This is a genomic window from Flavobacterium flavigenum, from assembly GCF_027111255.2.
GTDB lineage: Bacteria > Bacteroidota > Bacteroidia > Flavobacteriales > Flavobacteriaceae > Flavobacterium > Flavobacterium flavigenum.
Window position 1 is genome coordinate 930,136 of record NZ_CP114285.2, and the last position, 16,685, is coordinate 946,820.

9 protein-coding genes are annotated in these 16,685 nt (G+C 35.5%); 1 reads left to right on the forward strand and 8 read right to left on the reverse strand.

The genetic code is table 11. The features are described from left to right. Positions 1 to 54: 54 nt before the first annotated feature. The 5 genes from OZP09_RS03400 to OZP09_RS03420 form a co-directional block, all read right to left on the reverse strand. Positions 55 to 1,014, reverse strand: coding sequence for a glycoside hydrolase family 53 protein (locus tag OZP09_RS03400; RefSeq protein WP_269236543.1), 960 nt, complete (start codon positions 1,012 to 1,014; stop codon positions 55 to 57). A gap of 77 nt (positions 1,015 to 1,091) precedes the next feature. After that, complete coding sequence (locus tag OZP09_RS03405) at positions 1,092 to 2,183, reverse strand: glycoside hydrolase family 53 protein (RefSeq protein ID WP_269236544.1); 1,092 nt, start codon at positions 2,181 to 2,183, stop codon at positions 1,092 to 1,094. A 169-nt stretch (positions 2,184 to 2,352) separates the two neighbouring features. Then, the gene (locus tag OZP09_RS03410; protein WP_269236545.1) at positions 2,353 to 3,435 is read right to left on the reverse strand and encodes a SusE domain-containing protein; all 1,083 of its coding nucleotides are present in this window, start codon (positions 3,433 to 3,435) and stop codon (positions 2,353 to 2,355) included. Between the two features lie 30 nt (positions 3,436 to 3,465). Continuing rightward, positions 3,466 to 5,061 (reverse strand): RagB/SusD family nutrient uptake outer membrane protein, encoded by a 1,596-nt coding sequence (locus OZP09_RS03415; protein WP_269236546.1) that lies wholly within the window; start codon positions 5,059 to 5,061, stop codon positions 3,466 to 3,468. A 5-nt stretch (positions 5,062 to 5,066) separates the two neighbouring features. Next, positions 5,067 to 8,009, reverse strand: coding sequence for a SusC/RagA family TonB-linked outer membrane protein (locus OZP09_RS03420; RefSeq protein ID WP_281310292.1), 2,943 nt, complete (start codon positions 8,007 to 8,009; stop codon positions 5,067 to 5,069). Positions 8,010 to 8,541: 532 nt separating this feature from the next. Here OZP09_RS03420 and OZP09_RS03425 point away from each other — a divergent pair. Further along, positions 8,542 to 12,609, forward strand: coding sequence for a hybrid sensor histidine kinase/response regulator transcription factor (locus tag OZP09_RS03425; RefSeq protein WP_281310293.1), 4,068 nt, complete (start codon positions 8,542 to 8,544; stop codon positions 12,607 to 12,609). Positions 12,610 to 12,736: 127 nt separating this feature from the next. Here OZP09_RS03425 and OZP09_RS03430 read toward each other — a convergent pair whose 3' ends face one another. The 3 genes from OZP09_RS03430 to OZP09_RS03440 all read right to left on the reverse strand — a co-directional run bounded on the left by OZP09_RS03430 (position 12,737) and on the right by OZP09_RS03440 (position 16,645). Then, complete coding sequence (locus OZP09_RS03430) at positions 12,737 to 14,767, reverse strand: heavy metal translocating P-type ATPase (RefSeq protein WP_281310294.1); 2,031 nt, start codon at positions 14,765 to 14,767, stop codon at positions 12,737 to 12,739. 70 nt (positions 14,768 to 14,837) lie between these two features. Next, positions 14,838 to 15,248, reverse strand: a complete 411-nt coding sequence (locus OZP09_RS03435; protein WP_269236552.1) for a Fur family transcriptional regulator — start codon at positions 15,246 to 15,248, stop codon at positions 14,838 to 14,840. Positions 15,249 to 15,370: 122 nt separating this feature from the next. Then, on the reverse strand, positions 15,371 to 16,645 hold the full coding sequence (locus OZP09_RS03440; RefSeq protein ID WP_281310295.1) for an efflux RND transporter periplasmic adaptor subunit: 1,275 nt from the start codon (positions 16,643 to 16,645) through the stop codon (positions 15,371 to 15,373). Positions 16,646 to 16,685: the final 40 nt, after the last annotated feature.

Below are 16,685 nucleotides of genomic sequence, written 5' to 3' on the forward strand. Positions count from 1 at the left end.
ATTAAGAAATTATAAAACTTAAATCTTTTAATTCTTTAATGGCAATTAATTTATTTAATCTCTGAAGGCATCCAGTGCCGGCGACGGTTTTCCGTTTTCCAGCCATGCATTTAGCTGATAACCGCTCCAGCTTTTTGTGCCTTGTGGTTCCCAGTAAATAACGCCTAAACCTTTATTATAAGGTACGTTTTTTAAGGCTTGTATAGTGGCTTCAAGCATTTCCTTGGTATTTTGTTCCAAAGTATAATCTCCCCCCACTTCAACTACCATTACTTCTTTATTATAACGCGAAACCATATCTTTTAGATTATTCTCTAAATCAGTAATGTTTTCTTTATAATCTGTTTTTAGCCAAAACGGGTAATATGACAGACCAATAACATCGTATTTCACATGTAGCTCTGTTGCTTTATCAAAAAACCATATGAATTTTTCATTTTTGTTCCCTTCGTCTAAGTGTACAATTACCTTAATTTTTGAATCTATAGCTTTTGTTGCCTCATATCCTTTATTCAACAATTGTGCCAATTGAGGAAAATTGTCAGTGTGCCCTTCCGGCCAAAGCATACCGCTAGGAATTTCATTTCCGATCTGAACCCATTCTGGTGTAACTCCGGCTTTTTTCAATAATTTCAAAACATCATAAGTATGTTTGTAAACATCGTTAAGCAATTCCGGAAAAGAATGATTTGCCCATGCTGCTGGTTTGTTTTGTTTGCCGGGATCTGCCCACGAATCGCTGTAATGAAAATCGATCATGATGCGCATTCCCATCTTTTGCGCGCGAACCGCCATGACTACTGTTTCTTGGGGGCTACAGTGTCCGCTGGCTTTATCATTATTGGGGTTTACCCAAACGCGCAAACGAATGGAATTGATTCCTCTGTCTTTTAATAATTGCAGGCAATCCTTTTCAGAGCCGTCTGTATCATAAAATTTATATCCAGTAGCTTCCATCTGAGATAGCCAGCCTACATCTGCTCCTTTAGAAAAAGAACCTTCTTTACTTGTCATTTTTGTTTTACATGAAGTAAATACAAGTGCTATGACAAGCAAAAAAGGTACTATTATAAAATGCTTTTTCATTCTTATTATCTGGCAAAAGCCTGCATTACAGATAATGCATTATTGTCAAAACTATATAAAGCCTGATTTTCATAAGTAGAACCGAATGAAGATTGTTTTCCTCTAAAAGCAACCAATTCGCCACCCCAATATGCAAATCCTTGTCCGTGTGATGATGCTTCAACTGCAGCTCTGACAGCAAGAACAAAGGCCTTTTGTCCTTTAGGAGTCGCCGGAAATTCAGGTATTATTTGTGAACTATTACCTATAATATTGTTTGTAAAATCGTTATACAAGAATGTAAATGGATAAGATGTTTCTGCGATCACGACTTTTTTACCATATTTTTCTCCAAGGGCATCAATTGTAGATGTTACTTGACTTACATCTTTTCCATGATACATAGGGTAGTATGATAATCCTATATAATCATAATCAATGCTATTCATTCTATTGAAAAACCAATCAGTTTTACCACCATCTACACCTGCAAAATGAATCATGATTTTTGTATTTGATGATTTTGCGCGAACTGCCTGACTTGCAGCAGTCAATAAAGCAATGCATTGTTGCTCATTGCTCGATAATTTCCCTTGTGGAAAAAGTAATCCATCGTTGATCTCATTTCCGATCTGGATAATATCAGGATTGATTTGGCTGATGATTTCTTCTGTATAAGCAGTTACCGCTTTTTTCAGGTCCTCAAAAGAAAGTTTTTCCCATTCTTTAGGAGTTACCTGTTTTTCCGGATCTGCCCAGCTATCAGAATAATGAACCGTTAACCAAACCCTAAGACCTGCTCTTCTTGATTTTTCTGCCAGTTCTTTTACTTCTGCCATACCTGAACGACCATTTACAGGATTTTTCCATAAACGGATTCGAACTGTATTACAACCTGCATTCTTAAGTGTTGTAAGCATGTTTTCTTCCTTGCCATTATTGTAGAACTTAGTCTGAATAGCTTCCATTTCTGGAAGAGAAGAGACATCAGAAGCTCTTATAAAAGTATCATCTGCAGGTGGCTGAGCAACACTTGGAGCTTTGTCATCATCACCTGAACAAGAAAACTGAATTGCTGCTATTACAAGCAATCCAAGAAATTTTATATGTTTTTTCATATATGTAAGTTTTTTATCGAGCTGTATGTGTAGCAGTTACTAAAAATTAAAATTTTAAAATAACACACCAATACGGACAGCTTTTTTGTTTTTTTAAATATAATTTTAAAAAAGAGGAATAAGAAGCCTCAAATAATAGGAAATTTGAGGCTTATACTTATTTTATTGATTATTGTACTTTGATAAAAGTATAACGACCATCTAAATCGTTGAACCAAATATCATATTTCCCTTCTTTTTCAACAATAATGTCTGGCCCCCATTCTGCCATCCATTGATTATCAGCATAAAACAACATCTTCCCTGCTTTTAAAGTTTGAGCTGAAGCTTTCCAGATATGAGGATTAAATGTTGACTTAGTTAAAGCAACTTCTGTATTCCAGCCTGAATCATCTCCAGTTATTACTGAACCTTTATAAGCAATTTTATTGTAAGTAGTTGTTGTTGATCCTGTGTATTCAGGAAGTTTATATGTTAAATCCTTAATATTGATTTCAAGAGTATAATAACCCGCAGTAGCAATGTAGAAGTTACCATCTTGTGCATCAGAAGTATTTATAAATATTTTATCCCCCTCATAAGTAGGATAATATGCAGGAAACCACTGACCAGGTTTTTCGATCAGCTTAAATTGACCTACATTAAAATATCCTGTATAATAATGTTTTGTATTGTCATTAGGATCTGCAAAAATTGGCATGTTATCGCTGTTATTCCAAGAATTAGCAGGAGTAGCTGCAGAAGTAGCAGGACCTACCAAATATAAAGTTAAGACCGGTTTTTCCAGACTTCCGTAAGGAGTTACTAAAATGGTAATTATGTCTGAGAATTTTGGCTCAGCATTTGCAGTTCCTGCAGTAGCCTTAATTCTTACATCAATTGAGTTTTCAGCATTTGGTGTTAGTCCAAGTTCCAATGCTCTTGTGTTAAGTTCCGCAACATCAATAATTGAATAAGTCGAAGTTGAAGATGTAACATCAACAGGTGCCGCAAATTCAGTATCACTTTCTGCAATCTGAACAGTATAGGTAACAACAGTTGGTGTTCCGTAACTTACTTTTTCCCAGCTAAGAGTAAGGGCTGTATTTGCAGGTGTAGCTTCATTTAAAATAACAGAAGAACCATTTTCTGGTGTGATGATTGAGAAAGCAGCTTCCTGCGGTTTCAAAATCATTAAATTTTCTTCGTTTTCACAAGACCATAATCCTGCAAGTACTGCTATAGCAATAAAAATTTTATAAATATTTTTCATTTTCTTATCTTTTATATTGTTAAAAAGGATTTAGTAACCAGTATTTTGAGTTAAGTTTTTATTAGATCCTAATGATCCCTGAGGAATTGCAAAAAGTCTTCTGAAAGAAGGAATTGAAATTCCTCTGGCAGCATTTCCTTTCCATGACCAGTTGTAAGTTCCTCCTGTGTATAATCCAAAACGGATTAAATCCTGCCTTCTGTGTCCTTCCCAGTATAATTCGCGTGCTCTTTCATCAATTATAAACTGCAGGTTTAATTCGCTTGCCGTAATGTTTGCTGTTGTAGCATTGTCATTAGCTCTCTCTCTCAATTTATTTACATAAACAAGTGATTGTGCGATGGTACCGTTTCCTCCTCTCAGTGTAGCTTCTGCATACATTAAGTAAACATCTGCTAATCTGAATAATGGAAAATCAGTATCTGCAAAATCAATATTTTTTCCATCAACTCCTGTAGAAGTTACATTAGAGAATTTAGATACAATATATCCTTGTGTTTTTACATTAATATCGGCAATATCTATTGTTCTCTGTTGCGTAGCAGTACCTGTTCCAATAGTGTTTCTGTCGTCCTGACTAAATTTAGCACCATCAAATTTTTGTACAAATTGTTTTCTGACGCGGAGTGCACCTGTCCATCCTTTAATACCAAAATCCGCTGCATTGTTTTCTATTTCTCCAATTTGCCCATTAATTAAAAAGGTTGTACCTCCCCAGTTTTGAGTAAGAATCCCGTCTGACTGAACTGTAAAAATCATTTCCTCAGATGTATGGTTATCAGCCATAAAGTTTTCAAGATACTTTGGTTTTAAGGCATATCCTCCAGCAATGATTTCATTACACATGGTAATACAATCATTAAAACGATCAGTATCTGTATATACCTTGGCATTCAAATAAATTTTAGCCAGAATCATACGTGCTACAGCCTGATCTACTCTTCCGTATACATTCGATCTTGCAGGTTTTAAATCTGGTAAAACCGCTTTTAATTCCGTTTCAATAAATTCAAATAATTGCGTTCTGTTATATTCAGGTCCTGCAAAATTTAAAGGATCATTTTCTGTGTACATAGGCGCTTTACCAAACAAATCCATCATGTTATAGTAAGCATATGCTCTTAAAACACGAACTTCTTTTCTGTAAAGTTCAATTTCGGCAACAGTTCCGGCATCCGTAATATTTCTTCCTTTTAATTTTTCAGGTGTACTTTCACGTAAAAAATCATTAGCATAAGCAACAGAAGCCATTGTACGGCTATACATCCCCAGAATGATAGGATTTGCAGCTGTCCATATATTTCGTTGTAATTCTGCAGTCCCTTCGTCATTTTCATAACTCCATATCATTTCGTCTGTAGTCATTTCCTGTAGGTTCAGTAAACATCTTACATACTGGCTTGTTCCCGCTGCTAAACCTTCTAATGAAGAAAAAACAGGTCCCTGAGTACCCGTTAGGGTAAGGTTTCCGTAAACACCTGCAAGTGCTTTTTTATATCCTGCCGGAGAAGAGAACAAAGCATCAGCAGAAAGTACGTCGTCATCTTTAGAAACTACATTCATGTCATCCGTACAAGAATGAAAAACGGTAGCTATTGCTATAATAGTTATTATATACTTTTTCATTTTTATTAAAATTTAAGGTTGGCACCAAACAAGAAAGTGCGTTGTCTTGGATAAATTGTTTTATCAAAACCGTTATTTGTAATTTCAGGATCTAAACCACTGTATTTAGTAATTACAAAAACGTTTTGTACTCCTGTTGACAGTCTTAAAGAAACTTTTTCATTAATAACATTATCGAAAGTATATCCTAAAGAAATATTGTCCATTTTTAAGAAAGAAGCATTCTCTACATAAATATCTGACATCAAGACATTTTCAGTAGTCTGAAAGTTCGTCTCATTGATCTGGGTAGGTATATTATTTAATACTCCGCCACTTGTCAAAGAGTTGTACTGTGCTCTTGCAGCATTTACTCCGTTAAATATATTGTTACCTATGCTTGCTCTTAAATTGAAAGAGAAATCAATTTTTTTGTAATTCATATTTGATGCAAATCCTAAAGTAACATCCGGATCCGGGTTGTTATAGATGTATTTGTCAGCTTCATTTTTGATGTTATCACCGTTCAAATCAGCAAAAGCGCCATCAATTGGTTTTCCTGCAGTATCGTATAATTGTTTGTAAACATAGAAAGAATACGGAGTAAAACCTTCTCTGAAAATTTGTGCAGTACTTCCGTTCCCGGTGATATTGTCTCCTAAAAATATATCAGAGTTAAAAGCTAATTCACTAATTCTTCTTTCAAATTTAGAAGCATTAAAATTAACGTTCCATGAGAAGTTTTCAGTTTTAACAGCGGCTGCATTTACTGTAAGTTCAACCCCTTTTGTGGTAAAGCTACCAATGTTTTGATATACTCTGTTAGAAAAATTACTTCCGTCAGATATAGCTACATTTGCTAATAAATCTTTAGAGTCTTTGTAGTACATATCTAAACTAGCAGAGATACGATTATCTAAAAATCCAAAATCTAAACCTCCATTATATGTAGTGGTTTCTTCCCATTTCAAACCTTTTGTTAGTCTGTATGGAAGTGCGATTGTAACCGGATCAGTTCCGAAATAATATTGAGAATTTCCTGTTCCTGATTCGTATTTTTTAAGATAACCGTTAGGTTCCGGAATATCCTGCTGACCTGTTATACCATAACTTAATCTTAATTTTAAATCAGATAGTGTTTTGCTCTCTTTAAAGAAATCTTCTTTAAGTTTCCATGCAAAAGCAACTGAAGGGAAATTACCCCAACGATTTTCTTTATCAAATCTTGAAGATCCATCTCTTCTATAAGATAAAGTCAGTAAATATTTATCTTTGAAGTTTAAGTTTGTTCTGGCAAAGAAACCGATTAAAACCGTTTCAGTATCTAATGTAGTTTCAGGGAATGTTGCAGGTAAATTTACGTCTAAAACATTACCAGTTTCGAATCTTGAACTTTCAAATCTTTGGTACGAATAACCACCTGTTAATTCAACATTTAATTCGTCGAAAGTCTTGTTGTAAACTAAATAGGCATCCAATAATTTATTCTGTCTTTTTGCATCAGTATATTCATTAGCACCATAAGGGAAGTTGCCAAGAGTTGGGCCTGAACCGGCATTTGGGTTCACCAGTCTTCTTCTGTCTCCATTAGATTCGTCGAAGCCTAAATTTACAACCGCTCTTACGTCCGGGAAAAAGTACAGCTTGTAATCTACTTCAAAGTTTCCGAAAAAACGGTTACTTTTTGCTATATCCCTTGTGTTAAGTAATTGTGAAACAGGGTTTCTGGCTGCATTTGGGTTCAGGGGAAAGTTCCCTTGACCATCTGCTGCACTAAGATATTCAAAATAACCATCATATGGTGCTCCTTCAACCCTTATAGGCTGTGTAGGGTCAAAACTAATTGCAGTACCTTCTACAGCATCTGTAAATCTGTTTTTTTCGTATGCGTAATTAGCAGAAAGCTTTATTTTTAAGCTATTTTCAAAAAATGCAGGATTCATTACCAATCCAACAGTATTTCTTTTAAACTCATTTGTAATACGTAAACCTTCCTGGTTTGTATTTCCTAAAGTAAAACTAGTAGGGATAATATCGAACAAACTACCTCTAACCGCTAAACTCTGATCAAAAGATGATGTGTTTCTGTAAATCGCTTTTTGCCAGTCTGTATTTGCTGTACCTAACTTACCTGAATCCTGAGGTCTTCTGTCTGCAATAAGTTTTCTGAATTCATCTGCACTAAAAACATCAACTGTTTTAGTAAGTTTTCCTGCAGCATATTGTGCATTATAATCAACTGAAAATGTACTGCTTCCTTTTTTAGTTGTAATAATGATAACACCATTAGAAGCTCTTGAACCATAGATTGCTGTAGCAGATGCATCTTTTAAGACTGTCATCGACTCTACTGTAGCTGGGTTTAAAGAAGCCAAAAAGGAGGCAGAACCTGTATTAGTTGTATTTTCTAATGGTAGTCCATCAATAACGATCAACGGGCTGTTACTTGCAAAAAGTGAACTTCCTCCCCTGATTCTTATTTCAGATAAAGAACCCGGTGCACCGGATGAATTAATAGACAAACCAGCTACACGTCCGTTTAGGAGGTTTTCAGTGGTAATATTATTTCCTTTATTAAAGTCTTTTGTTGTAAGTGCTACTACTGAGCCAGTTGCATCCTTCTTTTTTACAGAACCGTATCCAACTTGTACAACAACTTCCTGAAGAATGTTAGGATCTTCCTCTAGTGATACCGTAATGTCTTTTTGAGTCCCAACAGTAATAATTTGAGTTGTATAACCTGTAAATGAAAAAGTAATTTGCGCTTGTTCTTTCAAACCGCTAAACTGGAATTTTCCGTCAAAATCCGTAGTCATGCTTAAATTACCTTGTGATACTTTTATATTTACTCCTGGTATGGGCTGTCCGGTGCTTTTGTCCAGAACAATTCCTTTTACTGTGCTCTGAGCGAAAACACAGAAAGGAAGAAGTAATAATAAAAGTAAAAATTTGTTGTAAATTTTTTTCATACTTTTTTAAATTTATTTATTTGATTCGGGTTTTGTGATTCAACAGGCTTTGAACGAAAAATAAAATAATCCTTATTCAAACATTAAGGCTTATTAATTCACGTTGCAAAATTAAGGATACTGTAGGGTCTTAAGACAGGGAAAAATTCATTTATAAAGGGGGGTATTTTCGTAAAAACGCCAATATAAGTCATTATAAAAAAATCAGGCTTCGCTATAGTGTCCTAAAAAAATGACAAAACAAATAATCAAACATTTTCATAAATATTTTATAAAATCAGCCAAATTGCTGTTAAAACCAGTATACACTGGATAGAGAGCCTGCACTCTCAATATTTTAACAAAGAGAAAGAAAACACAGAAGCGATAACATTATATTATTCTCAAAAACAAATGCTATTTTTACGCGTTTTTAACAAATTATTAATTCGGAGAGTAAACAGATATCAACTTTTTCAAATAAAATATTGATTCAGCTTTCAGTTTATACTCTTCTATTTTTATATCAAATAGCAGCAAGCTTTTAAAATTTATGAAGCTAAAGTCATTTATCATTCTTCTTCTTTGTCATACTATATTTGGACAGAATTATCCAATAAAACATCTGGATATTTCATCAGGGCTTTCTAACAATTCTGTTGCCACTATCTATCAGGATCAAAATGGTTATATGTGGTTTGGGACTTTTGATGGACTTAACAGATATGACGGAAATGATTTTAAAGTTTACCGCCATGTTCATACAGATCCATACTCTATCCAGGGAAACGCAATTAGCTGTATAGAAGGTGACTTTGAAAACAATTTGTGGATAGGAACAACTGCAGGACCAGTAATTTTTAATGCAGAACGATCTTCTTTTACTCCTTTACAATATTATGACACAAACAAAAAAGTCAAACCATTAAGCTTTACTGCCTACGAAATAATTGCTGTGCATCCTTTACACCTTATTCTGGTAGCTACAAAAGAAGCTATCATACTTTTCAAAGAAGGTGAGAAAATTGGAACTGCGATACCCTTTAACGGTAAATTAAATTATATCGCAAGATCCATCGCTTATAATGCAAAAAAGCAAATCTTCTACGTTTTTATAACCGGAACCGGTCTTTGTCAGTACGACATCAAATCAAAAAAATTAACGCTGCTCAACGAAACAATTACAGCTACAAACTGCATTAAACTGACCCATGAAGGACTCTGGATTGGATCTGATGAAGGTGCCTATCTATATAATGAACACCTCAACACCTATTCTAAAAACTACTTTAAAATAAAAACAGTCGTACGTGATTTTTTCCAGCAGAAAAACAGGCTGTGGATTGCTACTGACGGAGCTGGGCTATACACCATTACAAAAAATGAGACTACTCCTGTTTCATATCGTGCAAACGGCCCTGTTTCGTTGCTTAAAAGTAAATCCTTGTATGATATATTTCAAAGCAAAAACGGAGAAATGTGGTTCGGATCACTACGTGGTGGCGTAAGCATGATGGGAGAAAAACCGCTCGATTTCAATCACTATAAAAATAAGGATGCCCTGGGCAATAAAGAAGGCGAAAACCCTGCCACGAACTTTATGCTTTCTTTCTGTGAAGATGAAAAGAAAAACATCTGGATTGGAACTGATGGTGCCGGAATGCGATATTGGGACAGAAAACAAAACACGTATGACACATACTCGACGACGTCATCTGCCGGCAGAAAAATACAGAGCGATTTTGTGACCAGTATCGTCCGGGATTCTGACAATGCCATCTGGGTTGCAATGTGGAAAGGCGGAGTGTGTCGTATTGATCCCAAATCAAAAGCAATTCAGAATTTCTCAATTTATAATCAGTTCACTAAAAAAGCCGAACAGGAATCATGGGTGCTTTTTTTAGATTCGAAAAAAACATTGTGGCTTGGCGTTACAAATAACGGAGCACTATATCAATTCGACAGAAAACAAAATAAATTCATCTGCTACAGCAACAAACTGCGCGATGTTACTTGTCTCTATGAAACGAAAGACGGGAAAATATGGGGAGGAACTTTTAATTCTTTTTTTGAGATAAATCCAAAAACAAAAAAAGTAAAAACCTATCATTCAGATTATACAGTTAGATGCATCACCGAAGATCAAAATAAAAATCTTTGGATTGGAACTATAGAAGGAGGCCTGTTTTTGTACAACCGAAAAACGGCCACTTCTAAAAAGTACACCACAGAAAACGGTCTTTCAAGCAATACGATACTCCGCCTTTTAGAGGATAAAAAAGGAAATTTATGGATGAGTACATACGATGGAATTTCAAGACTAAACCCTAAGAATAATACTTTCAGGAATTTCGGCGTATCTGACGGGCTTCAGGGCACTCAGTTTAGCTGGAATTCAGGTACTAAACTTTCGACAGGAGAATTTATTTTTGGCGGTATAAACGGGTTCAATGTTTTTGATCCTGACAACATAAAAGACAAAAAAAATACCGGCAAATTTTTATTAAATGATCTGCTTGTAAATAATCAGCCTTTAAAATCAGATAGCCCTTACATTACAGAAAAGAAACTTGAAATGATAAGCGCTGCCGAACTTCCTTATGAAAAATCGGCAGTGAGTTTTGATTTTGTTTATCTGGATTATATCAATTCCGAAAAAATAAATACTGCTTATTTTCTTGAAGGATGGGACAAAGACTGGAACTATACCTCAAAAAATAACAGGGCAAATTATTCGAGACTATCAGAAGGAACTTATCTATTTAAGGTAAAAACTACTGACGTTTTTGGAAACTGGACTACTGAAGTAACGCTCGCCACGATAAAAATCCTTCCGCCATGGTACAGAACATGGTGGGCTTATACATTTTATTTAATTGTTGTTTGCGGTGCCATTTATGCGTATGTGGGCTATCAAAAAAACAAAGAAAGGCTTCGATACGAAATAAAACTTACCCGTATGGAGCATACAAAAGACAAGGAACATGCCGAAAAACAATTTTCTATGTTTACCTACATGGCACATGAGTTACGCACTCCCCTGTCTTTAATTATAAATCCGCTAAAAAGTACCATTGACAGAAAAAATGCCCCTGAAGATGATCTTGACCTGAATCTCGCCTATAAAAATGCCAAAAGATTATTGAGCCTTACAGATCAGTTATTATTATTCAGGAAAGCAGACACAGATCTGGATGAGCTTAAAATTTCTAAGATTAACTTAAACAGCCTGTGCCGTGAAATCTATAACAGCTTTACGCAGATGGCAGCTGTCAAAAATTTAAATTATCACTTTGTTGAAGAAAACACTCCTACTGAAATATATGGTGATTACGAGAAAATAGAAATTACACTTTTTAATATAATCTCCAACGCTTTCAAGTTTACACCTAATGACGGAACTATAAGCATTGAGATCATCGAGAAAACTGACGATGTTTCTATTATTATAGCAGATACCGGAAGCGGAATTCATGAAAAAGATATTGATACTATTTTTAAAAAATTTAAGCAGATTCAGTCTAAAAGCAGTAACGGTTTTGGAATAGGCCTGTATGTGGCCAAATATTTTGTGAACAAACATCATGGAGAAATAACATGTACGAGTAAAGTCGGAAAAGGAACTTCATTCACTATTGTACTTCCAAAAGGAAGAACACATTTTGCAGAAATGAGCATCAATGAGAATCGTCATCAGATGTCACCTATTGTTGGGGAACTTCTTGAAGGAATGCCGGCAGATAACACCAATACTCCTGAAAACAGTAATGAATTATCAAATCCTGAAAATATAAAATCAGCATTAATCAGTCCAAAGAAAGTTGTACTGATTGTGGAAGACAATACCGCAATGAATCATTATCTGGTAAAGCTTTTCTCCAGCAATTATATTGTTTATTCGGCAGCTAATGGACTCGAAGGACTGAAACTGTTGCAAAAACACATGCCTGATATTGTACTGAGTGATATTTCGATGGAAGGTATGAACGGCTTGGATCTATGCAAAAAAATCAAACAAAATGATTATTCAAGCCATATTCCGGTGATACTTCTGACAGCTACAACAAGCAATGACATTCATTTGCAAAGTATTAATGAAGGTGCAGACGATTATGTAACCAAACCTTTTGACAACAATATACTTTTGGCACGTGTAGATGCTGTCTTACGAAACAGAGGCCAATTGCGCAAATATTTTCTGGACAGCATAACACTTCGTGAAAATGCAAATAAGGTCCCCCTTGAATATAAAGAATTTCTCGATAAATGCATCGAAATCATCGAAGCCAATCTCGAAAACAGCGAATTTAATCTAAAAAGTTTCTCTTCTGCAATGGGCATGAGCCATTCCAGCCTTTACAAAAAGATTAAAGCAATTTCCGGGCAAACTGTAAACGGTTTTATCAGATCTATCAGAATCCGAAGAGCCGCAGTAATTATGCTTACTGAAAGCATTAATATCGCACAGGCTGGCCATCAGGTTGGTATAGAAGATCAACGTTATTTCCGCCAGCAGTTTGTAAAATTGTTTGGAATGAAGCCTTCTGAGTATATCAAAAAATACAGGAATTCTTTTAATAAGGAATTGAATGTTATTCAAAAAGAAGATGATATTGTTTAAAATCTAAATCAAAGAATTACATATTCATATCTTTTTATATATCTCTCTAAAAAAAACTAAATAGCATCTAAAAAACAACAGTAATGAAGCGTCATTTATTGCTTTCATTTATAAATTCACAAATTTATCAGAATCGCATTTTTTGAATTCTCACTGCATTTAAGATCGCCAGCAGAGCAACTCCAACATCAGCAAAAACGGCTTCCCACATTGTTGCCAGTCCTCCGGCTCCTAAAATAAGCACTACCGCTTTTACCACAAATGCCAAACTTATATTCTGCCAAACTATTTTTTTGGTTTGTTTTCCAATACAAATAGCTAATGGTATTTTCGAAGGCTTATCATCCTGAATTACCACATCAGCGGTTTCAATGGTAGCGTCGCTTCCGAGTCCTCCCATCGCAATTCCTACATCACTAAGCGCTACTACGGGAGCGTCGTTTACACCGTCTCCCACAAAAGCAACTGTCCCCATTTTTGCTTTAATTTCTTTAACCTTGTTTACTTTATCTTCAGGAAGCAGGTCACCAAATGATTTATCAATTCCTAATTTATCAGCTACAAATTTCACTACAGCACTTTTATCTCCGCTTAACATTGTAACTTTTATATTTAATTTGTGTAACCCTTCTATGGTTTTCTGAGAATCTTCTTTTATGCTGTCAGCAATCGTAATGTATCCCACAAACTTTTTATCAAAAGCTACAGCAATTGTAGTGTACACAATTGAAGAAGTATCGACCTCATAACTAATACCAAACTTGTCCATCAGCTTGAAATTACCCGCCAGAAATTCTTTCCCATCAATGAACGCTTTTAGTCCGTGTCCGGCAATCTCTTCGGTACTTTCAATTTTTATTGAACTGTCTGTTTCACCAACATACTCATGTATAGCAGTTGCAACAGGATGCGAACTCTGACTTTCAACAGCATTGAGCAGCTTTAGTATTTCATCCTTATCAAACTCAGGTTTAAAGACAGTTTCCTGAACTTTAAAAACCCCTTCAGTCATAGTGCCGGTTTTATCCATTACCACATTTTGAATACTGGCCATCACATCTAAGAAATTGCTGCCTTTAAATAAAATTCCATTACGGCTAGCTGCACCGATTCCTCCAAAATAACCAAGCGGAATTGAAATAACTAAAGCACAAGGGCAGGAAATAACTAAAAATACAAGCGCTTTGTATAACCAGGTATTAAAATCGTAATTGTTTATAAAGAAATAAGGCAAAAAACAAATTCCGGCAGCAAGGACTACCACAATAGGAGTATAAATTTTTGCAAACTTTCTGATGAATAATTCTGTTGGTGCTTTTTGGGAAGTTGCGTGCTGTACCAGCTCCAAAATTCTGCTTAGTTTACTCTCTGTATAAGCTGTAGTCACTTTAACCTGAGCTGCTACATTTAAATTGATCATTCCGGCCAAAACAATTTCTCCTTTTGTTTTGGTATCAGGTTTGCTTTCTCCGGTCAGCGCAGCGGTATTGAATGAAGCACTATCTGTCAAAAGTTCGCCGTCAAGCCCTAATTTTTCTCCGGGTTTTAACTGAATTACATCTCCAATATTAGCATCTGCGGCCTTAATTATTTTTGGTTTTCCGTCAATAAGAATAGTAACTGCGTCTGGCCTTTGGTCTAAAAGGCTTTTAATATTTCTTTGTGCCCTCGAAACAGCAAGTGTCTGAAAAACCTCTCCTACTCCATAAAAAAGCATTACAGCTACTGCTTCAGGATATTCTCCGATACTAAATGCCCCAATAGTCGCAATACTCATTAGCAAAAATTCTGAAAAAATGTCTCCACGGATAATACTCATAATTGCATCTTTTATAACTGCATAACCCACAATTAAGTAACCCACAAGATACCATCCTAGTCTTACTGGTCCTGCAAACCACGACTGAGAAATCCAGTTATCCATGACAATTGCGGCAATCAGAAGCATGAAAGACAAAACAGGCAAAAGGAACATTTTAAACATACCTCCTTCCATATTGCCATGGTCATGCCCGTCATCATGACTGTGTCCGGAATGGTCATGACCATCATCAGCCGAATGGCTTTCTGCACTTCTTTTTTTCCCTACGTTTCCGTAAGCTTTTTCAGAATGTGCGCAGCAGGATTGTTCAGTATTTTTGTGAGCCTTATTTTCCATGGTATTTTTTATATTTTCTAATAAAGAGATCGATAAGTCTCTATTTGGATTCCGTATTTTTTACATTATACTATTTTAAACATTTATCGCATATTCCTTTGGCCAGAATCTGAATTTCATCAATCTGCAGCCTGGAATTCATGTTTTCAGGAAAAACAATTTCTTCCTTGCAGGTCGTTTCATGGCACTTTTTACAATAAAAATGCAAATGCATGTCTTTATGACTTTCCTCACTGCATATTTCGGCACAAAGCTTATACTTTGTGGTATTTTCATCCAGAATTTTATGAACCAAACCTTTTTCCAGAAAGGTCTGCAATGTTCGATATATAGTTACTTTATCTGCTTTATGAAAATATTTCTCAATTTCAGCTAATGATAAAGCAGCTGTAACCGTTTCCAGATATTCATAAATTAAGATACGCATCGTAGTTAAACGAATATCTTTATCCTTAAAAACATCCTCAGTCGATTTTTTCATTTTAGCTTACTTTACAGAACCAGAAGGTTTTAATTTTAATCATGCCATTCGTAAATTTACGAAGATATTTCCCTTTCATTTTCCACTGATTCTATTTTAACAACTCAATATTTTTCATCCGGTTAATGTTCGTGCTCACCTGAATTACTTAGTTTGGCATTGACAAAAAAGGTACCTTTGGTAATAATTTTAGTTCCTTCCGGAATTTCTTTCACAGGTGTAATTGCTGTGTAACCTAATTCTGAAACTCCCTTTGAAACTTCAATTTTTTCAAAATTCACACTATTGGAATTTATTTCCTTTTCTTTTTCTTCATTATGTTCCTCACCGGGTTCACCATCGTCTCCATGTTCATCATGCATTTTCGGTTTTTTATCCGTTTTGGCAAAAATGTAATATTTTCCATCTGCCTCAGCAATAGCATCATTAGGAACAGCAGCAGTCAAAGCATTTCCGATACTGATCATGGCAGTGATATTCATTCCGTCTATAAGCCCTGTTTTATTTCCTGTAACAGTACAATGAATCGCAACTGTTTTGCTTTCGTTCTCGAATGATGAGCCAATATTAAATACTTTTGCCGTATAAGATGTATTGGGATTATTGGTTAACGTGAAATTTACTGTTTGTCCAATTTTTACCATCGGAAGATCTTTTTCGAAAACCTGAAGATCAAGATGAATAAGGGTGTTATCTACAATTTCAACTACCGGGGAAGAAACATCTACGTAACTTCCGATTTTGGCAAACTCACTGCTTACTGTTCCACTTACAGGACTAGTGACTGTCAGTGCTGATCTTAAACCCGAAGCACTAATTCCTGCCGGATTTATTCCCATGAGCTGAATTTGTTTTTGAAGTGATGCTTTTCGTGCGCGAAGTGAATTCACTTCAGCCGTAGCACTTTGCAGGTTTTTTAAAGCGCCCGCATTTCCTTCCTGAAGCTCTTTCTGACGTCTCAATTCCTGGTCTGCCAGTATCATTTTACTTCCAATAGTCAGATATTCCTCCTGAAGCTGAATAAACTGAGGATTTTCGATTGTAGCAATAACCTGCCCTTTGCGCACGTGATCTCCCAATTGTACTTTGAGCGATTTAATCACGCCACCGTACAATGAAGTTGCATTGGCTTTATTGTTATTAGGAACCCGCAAGGCCCCGTTTACCTTAATCGAAGCAGTCAGGTTTTTGTTTTCAATAGTTCCGAGCGTAATTCCCACAGCCTTTATCTGATCTTCGGTTAGAGTTGCAATTGTGGCTTCTTCTTCTGTGTGTCCCTGTTCTTTTCCTGCACCGGGTTTTTCGGTTTCAGAAGCATTTTCATTATTTTTTTGTTGACAGCTAATCAAGGAAAAAGTAGCAACAACAGCAATTAGAATTTTTATTTTGACTTTCATTTATGCATTATTTTAAATGATCTGATGAAATTCTGTTATT

What these genes read in the sequence shown, in the direction of transcription:
- OZP09_RS03400 (WP_269236543.1), bottom strand. Translation starts at nt 1,014, where the DNA reads ATGACAAGTAAAGAAGGTTCTTTTTCTAAAGGAGCAGATGTAGGCTGG.
- OZP09_RS03405 (WP_269236544.1), bottom strand. Translation starts at nt 2,183, where the DNA reads ATGAAAAAACATATAAAATTTCTTGGATTGCTTGTAATAGCAGCAATT.
- OZP09_RS03410 (WP_269236545.1), bottom strand. Translation starts at nt 3,435, where the DNA reads ATGAAAAATATTTATAAAATTTTTATTGCTATAGCAGTACTTGCAGGA.
- OZP09_RS03415 (WP_269236546.1), bottom strand. Translation starts at nt 5,061, where the DNA reads ATGAAAAAGTATATAATAACTATTATAGCAATAGCTACCGTTTTTCAT.
- OZP09_RS03420 (WP_281310292.1), bottom strand. Translation starts at nt 8,009, where the DNA reads ATGAAAAAAATTTACAACAAATTTTTACTTTTATTATTACTTCTTCCT.
- OZP09_RS03425 (WP_281310293.1), top strand. Translation starts at nt 8,542, where the DNA reads ATGAAGCTAAAGTCATTTATCATTCTTCTTCTTTGTCATACTATATTT.
- OZP09_RS03430 (WP_281310294.1), bottom strand. Translation starts at nt 14,767, where the DNA reads ATGGAAAATAAGGCTCACAAAAATACTGAACAATCCTGCTGCGCACAT.
- OZP09_RS03435 (WP_269236552.1), bottom strand. Translation starts at nt 15,248, where the DNA reads ATGAAAAAATCGACTGAGGATGTTTTTAAGGATAAAGATATTCGTTTA.
- OZP09_RS03440 (WP_281310295.1), bottom strand. Translation starts at nt 16,645, where the DNA reads ATGAAAGTCAAAATAAAAATTCTAATTGCTGTTGTTGCTACTTTTTCC.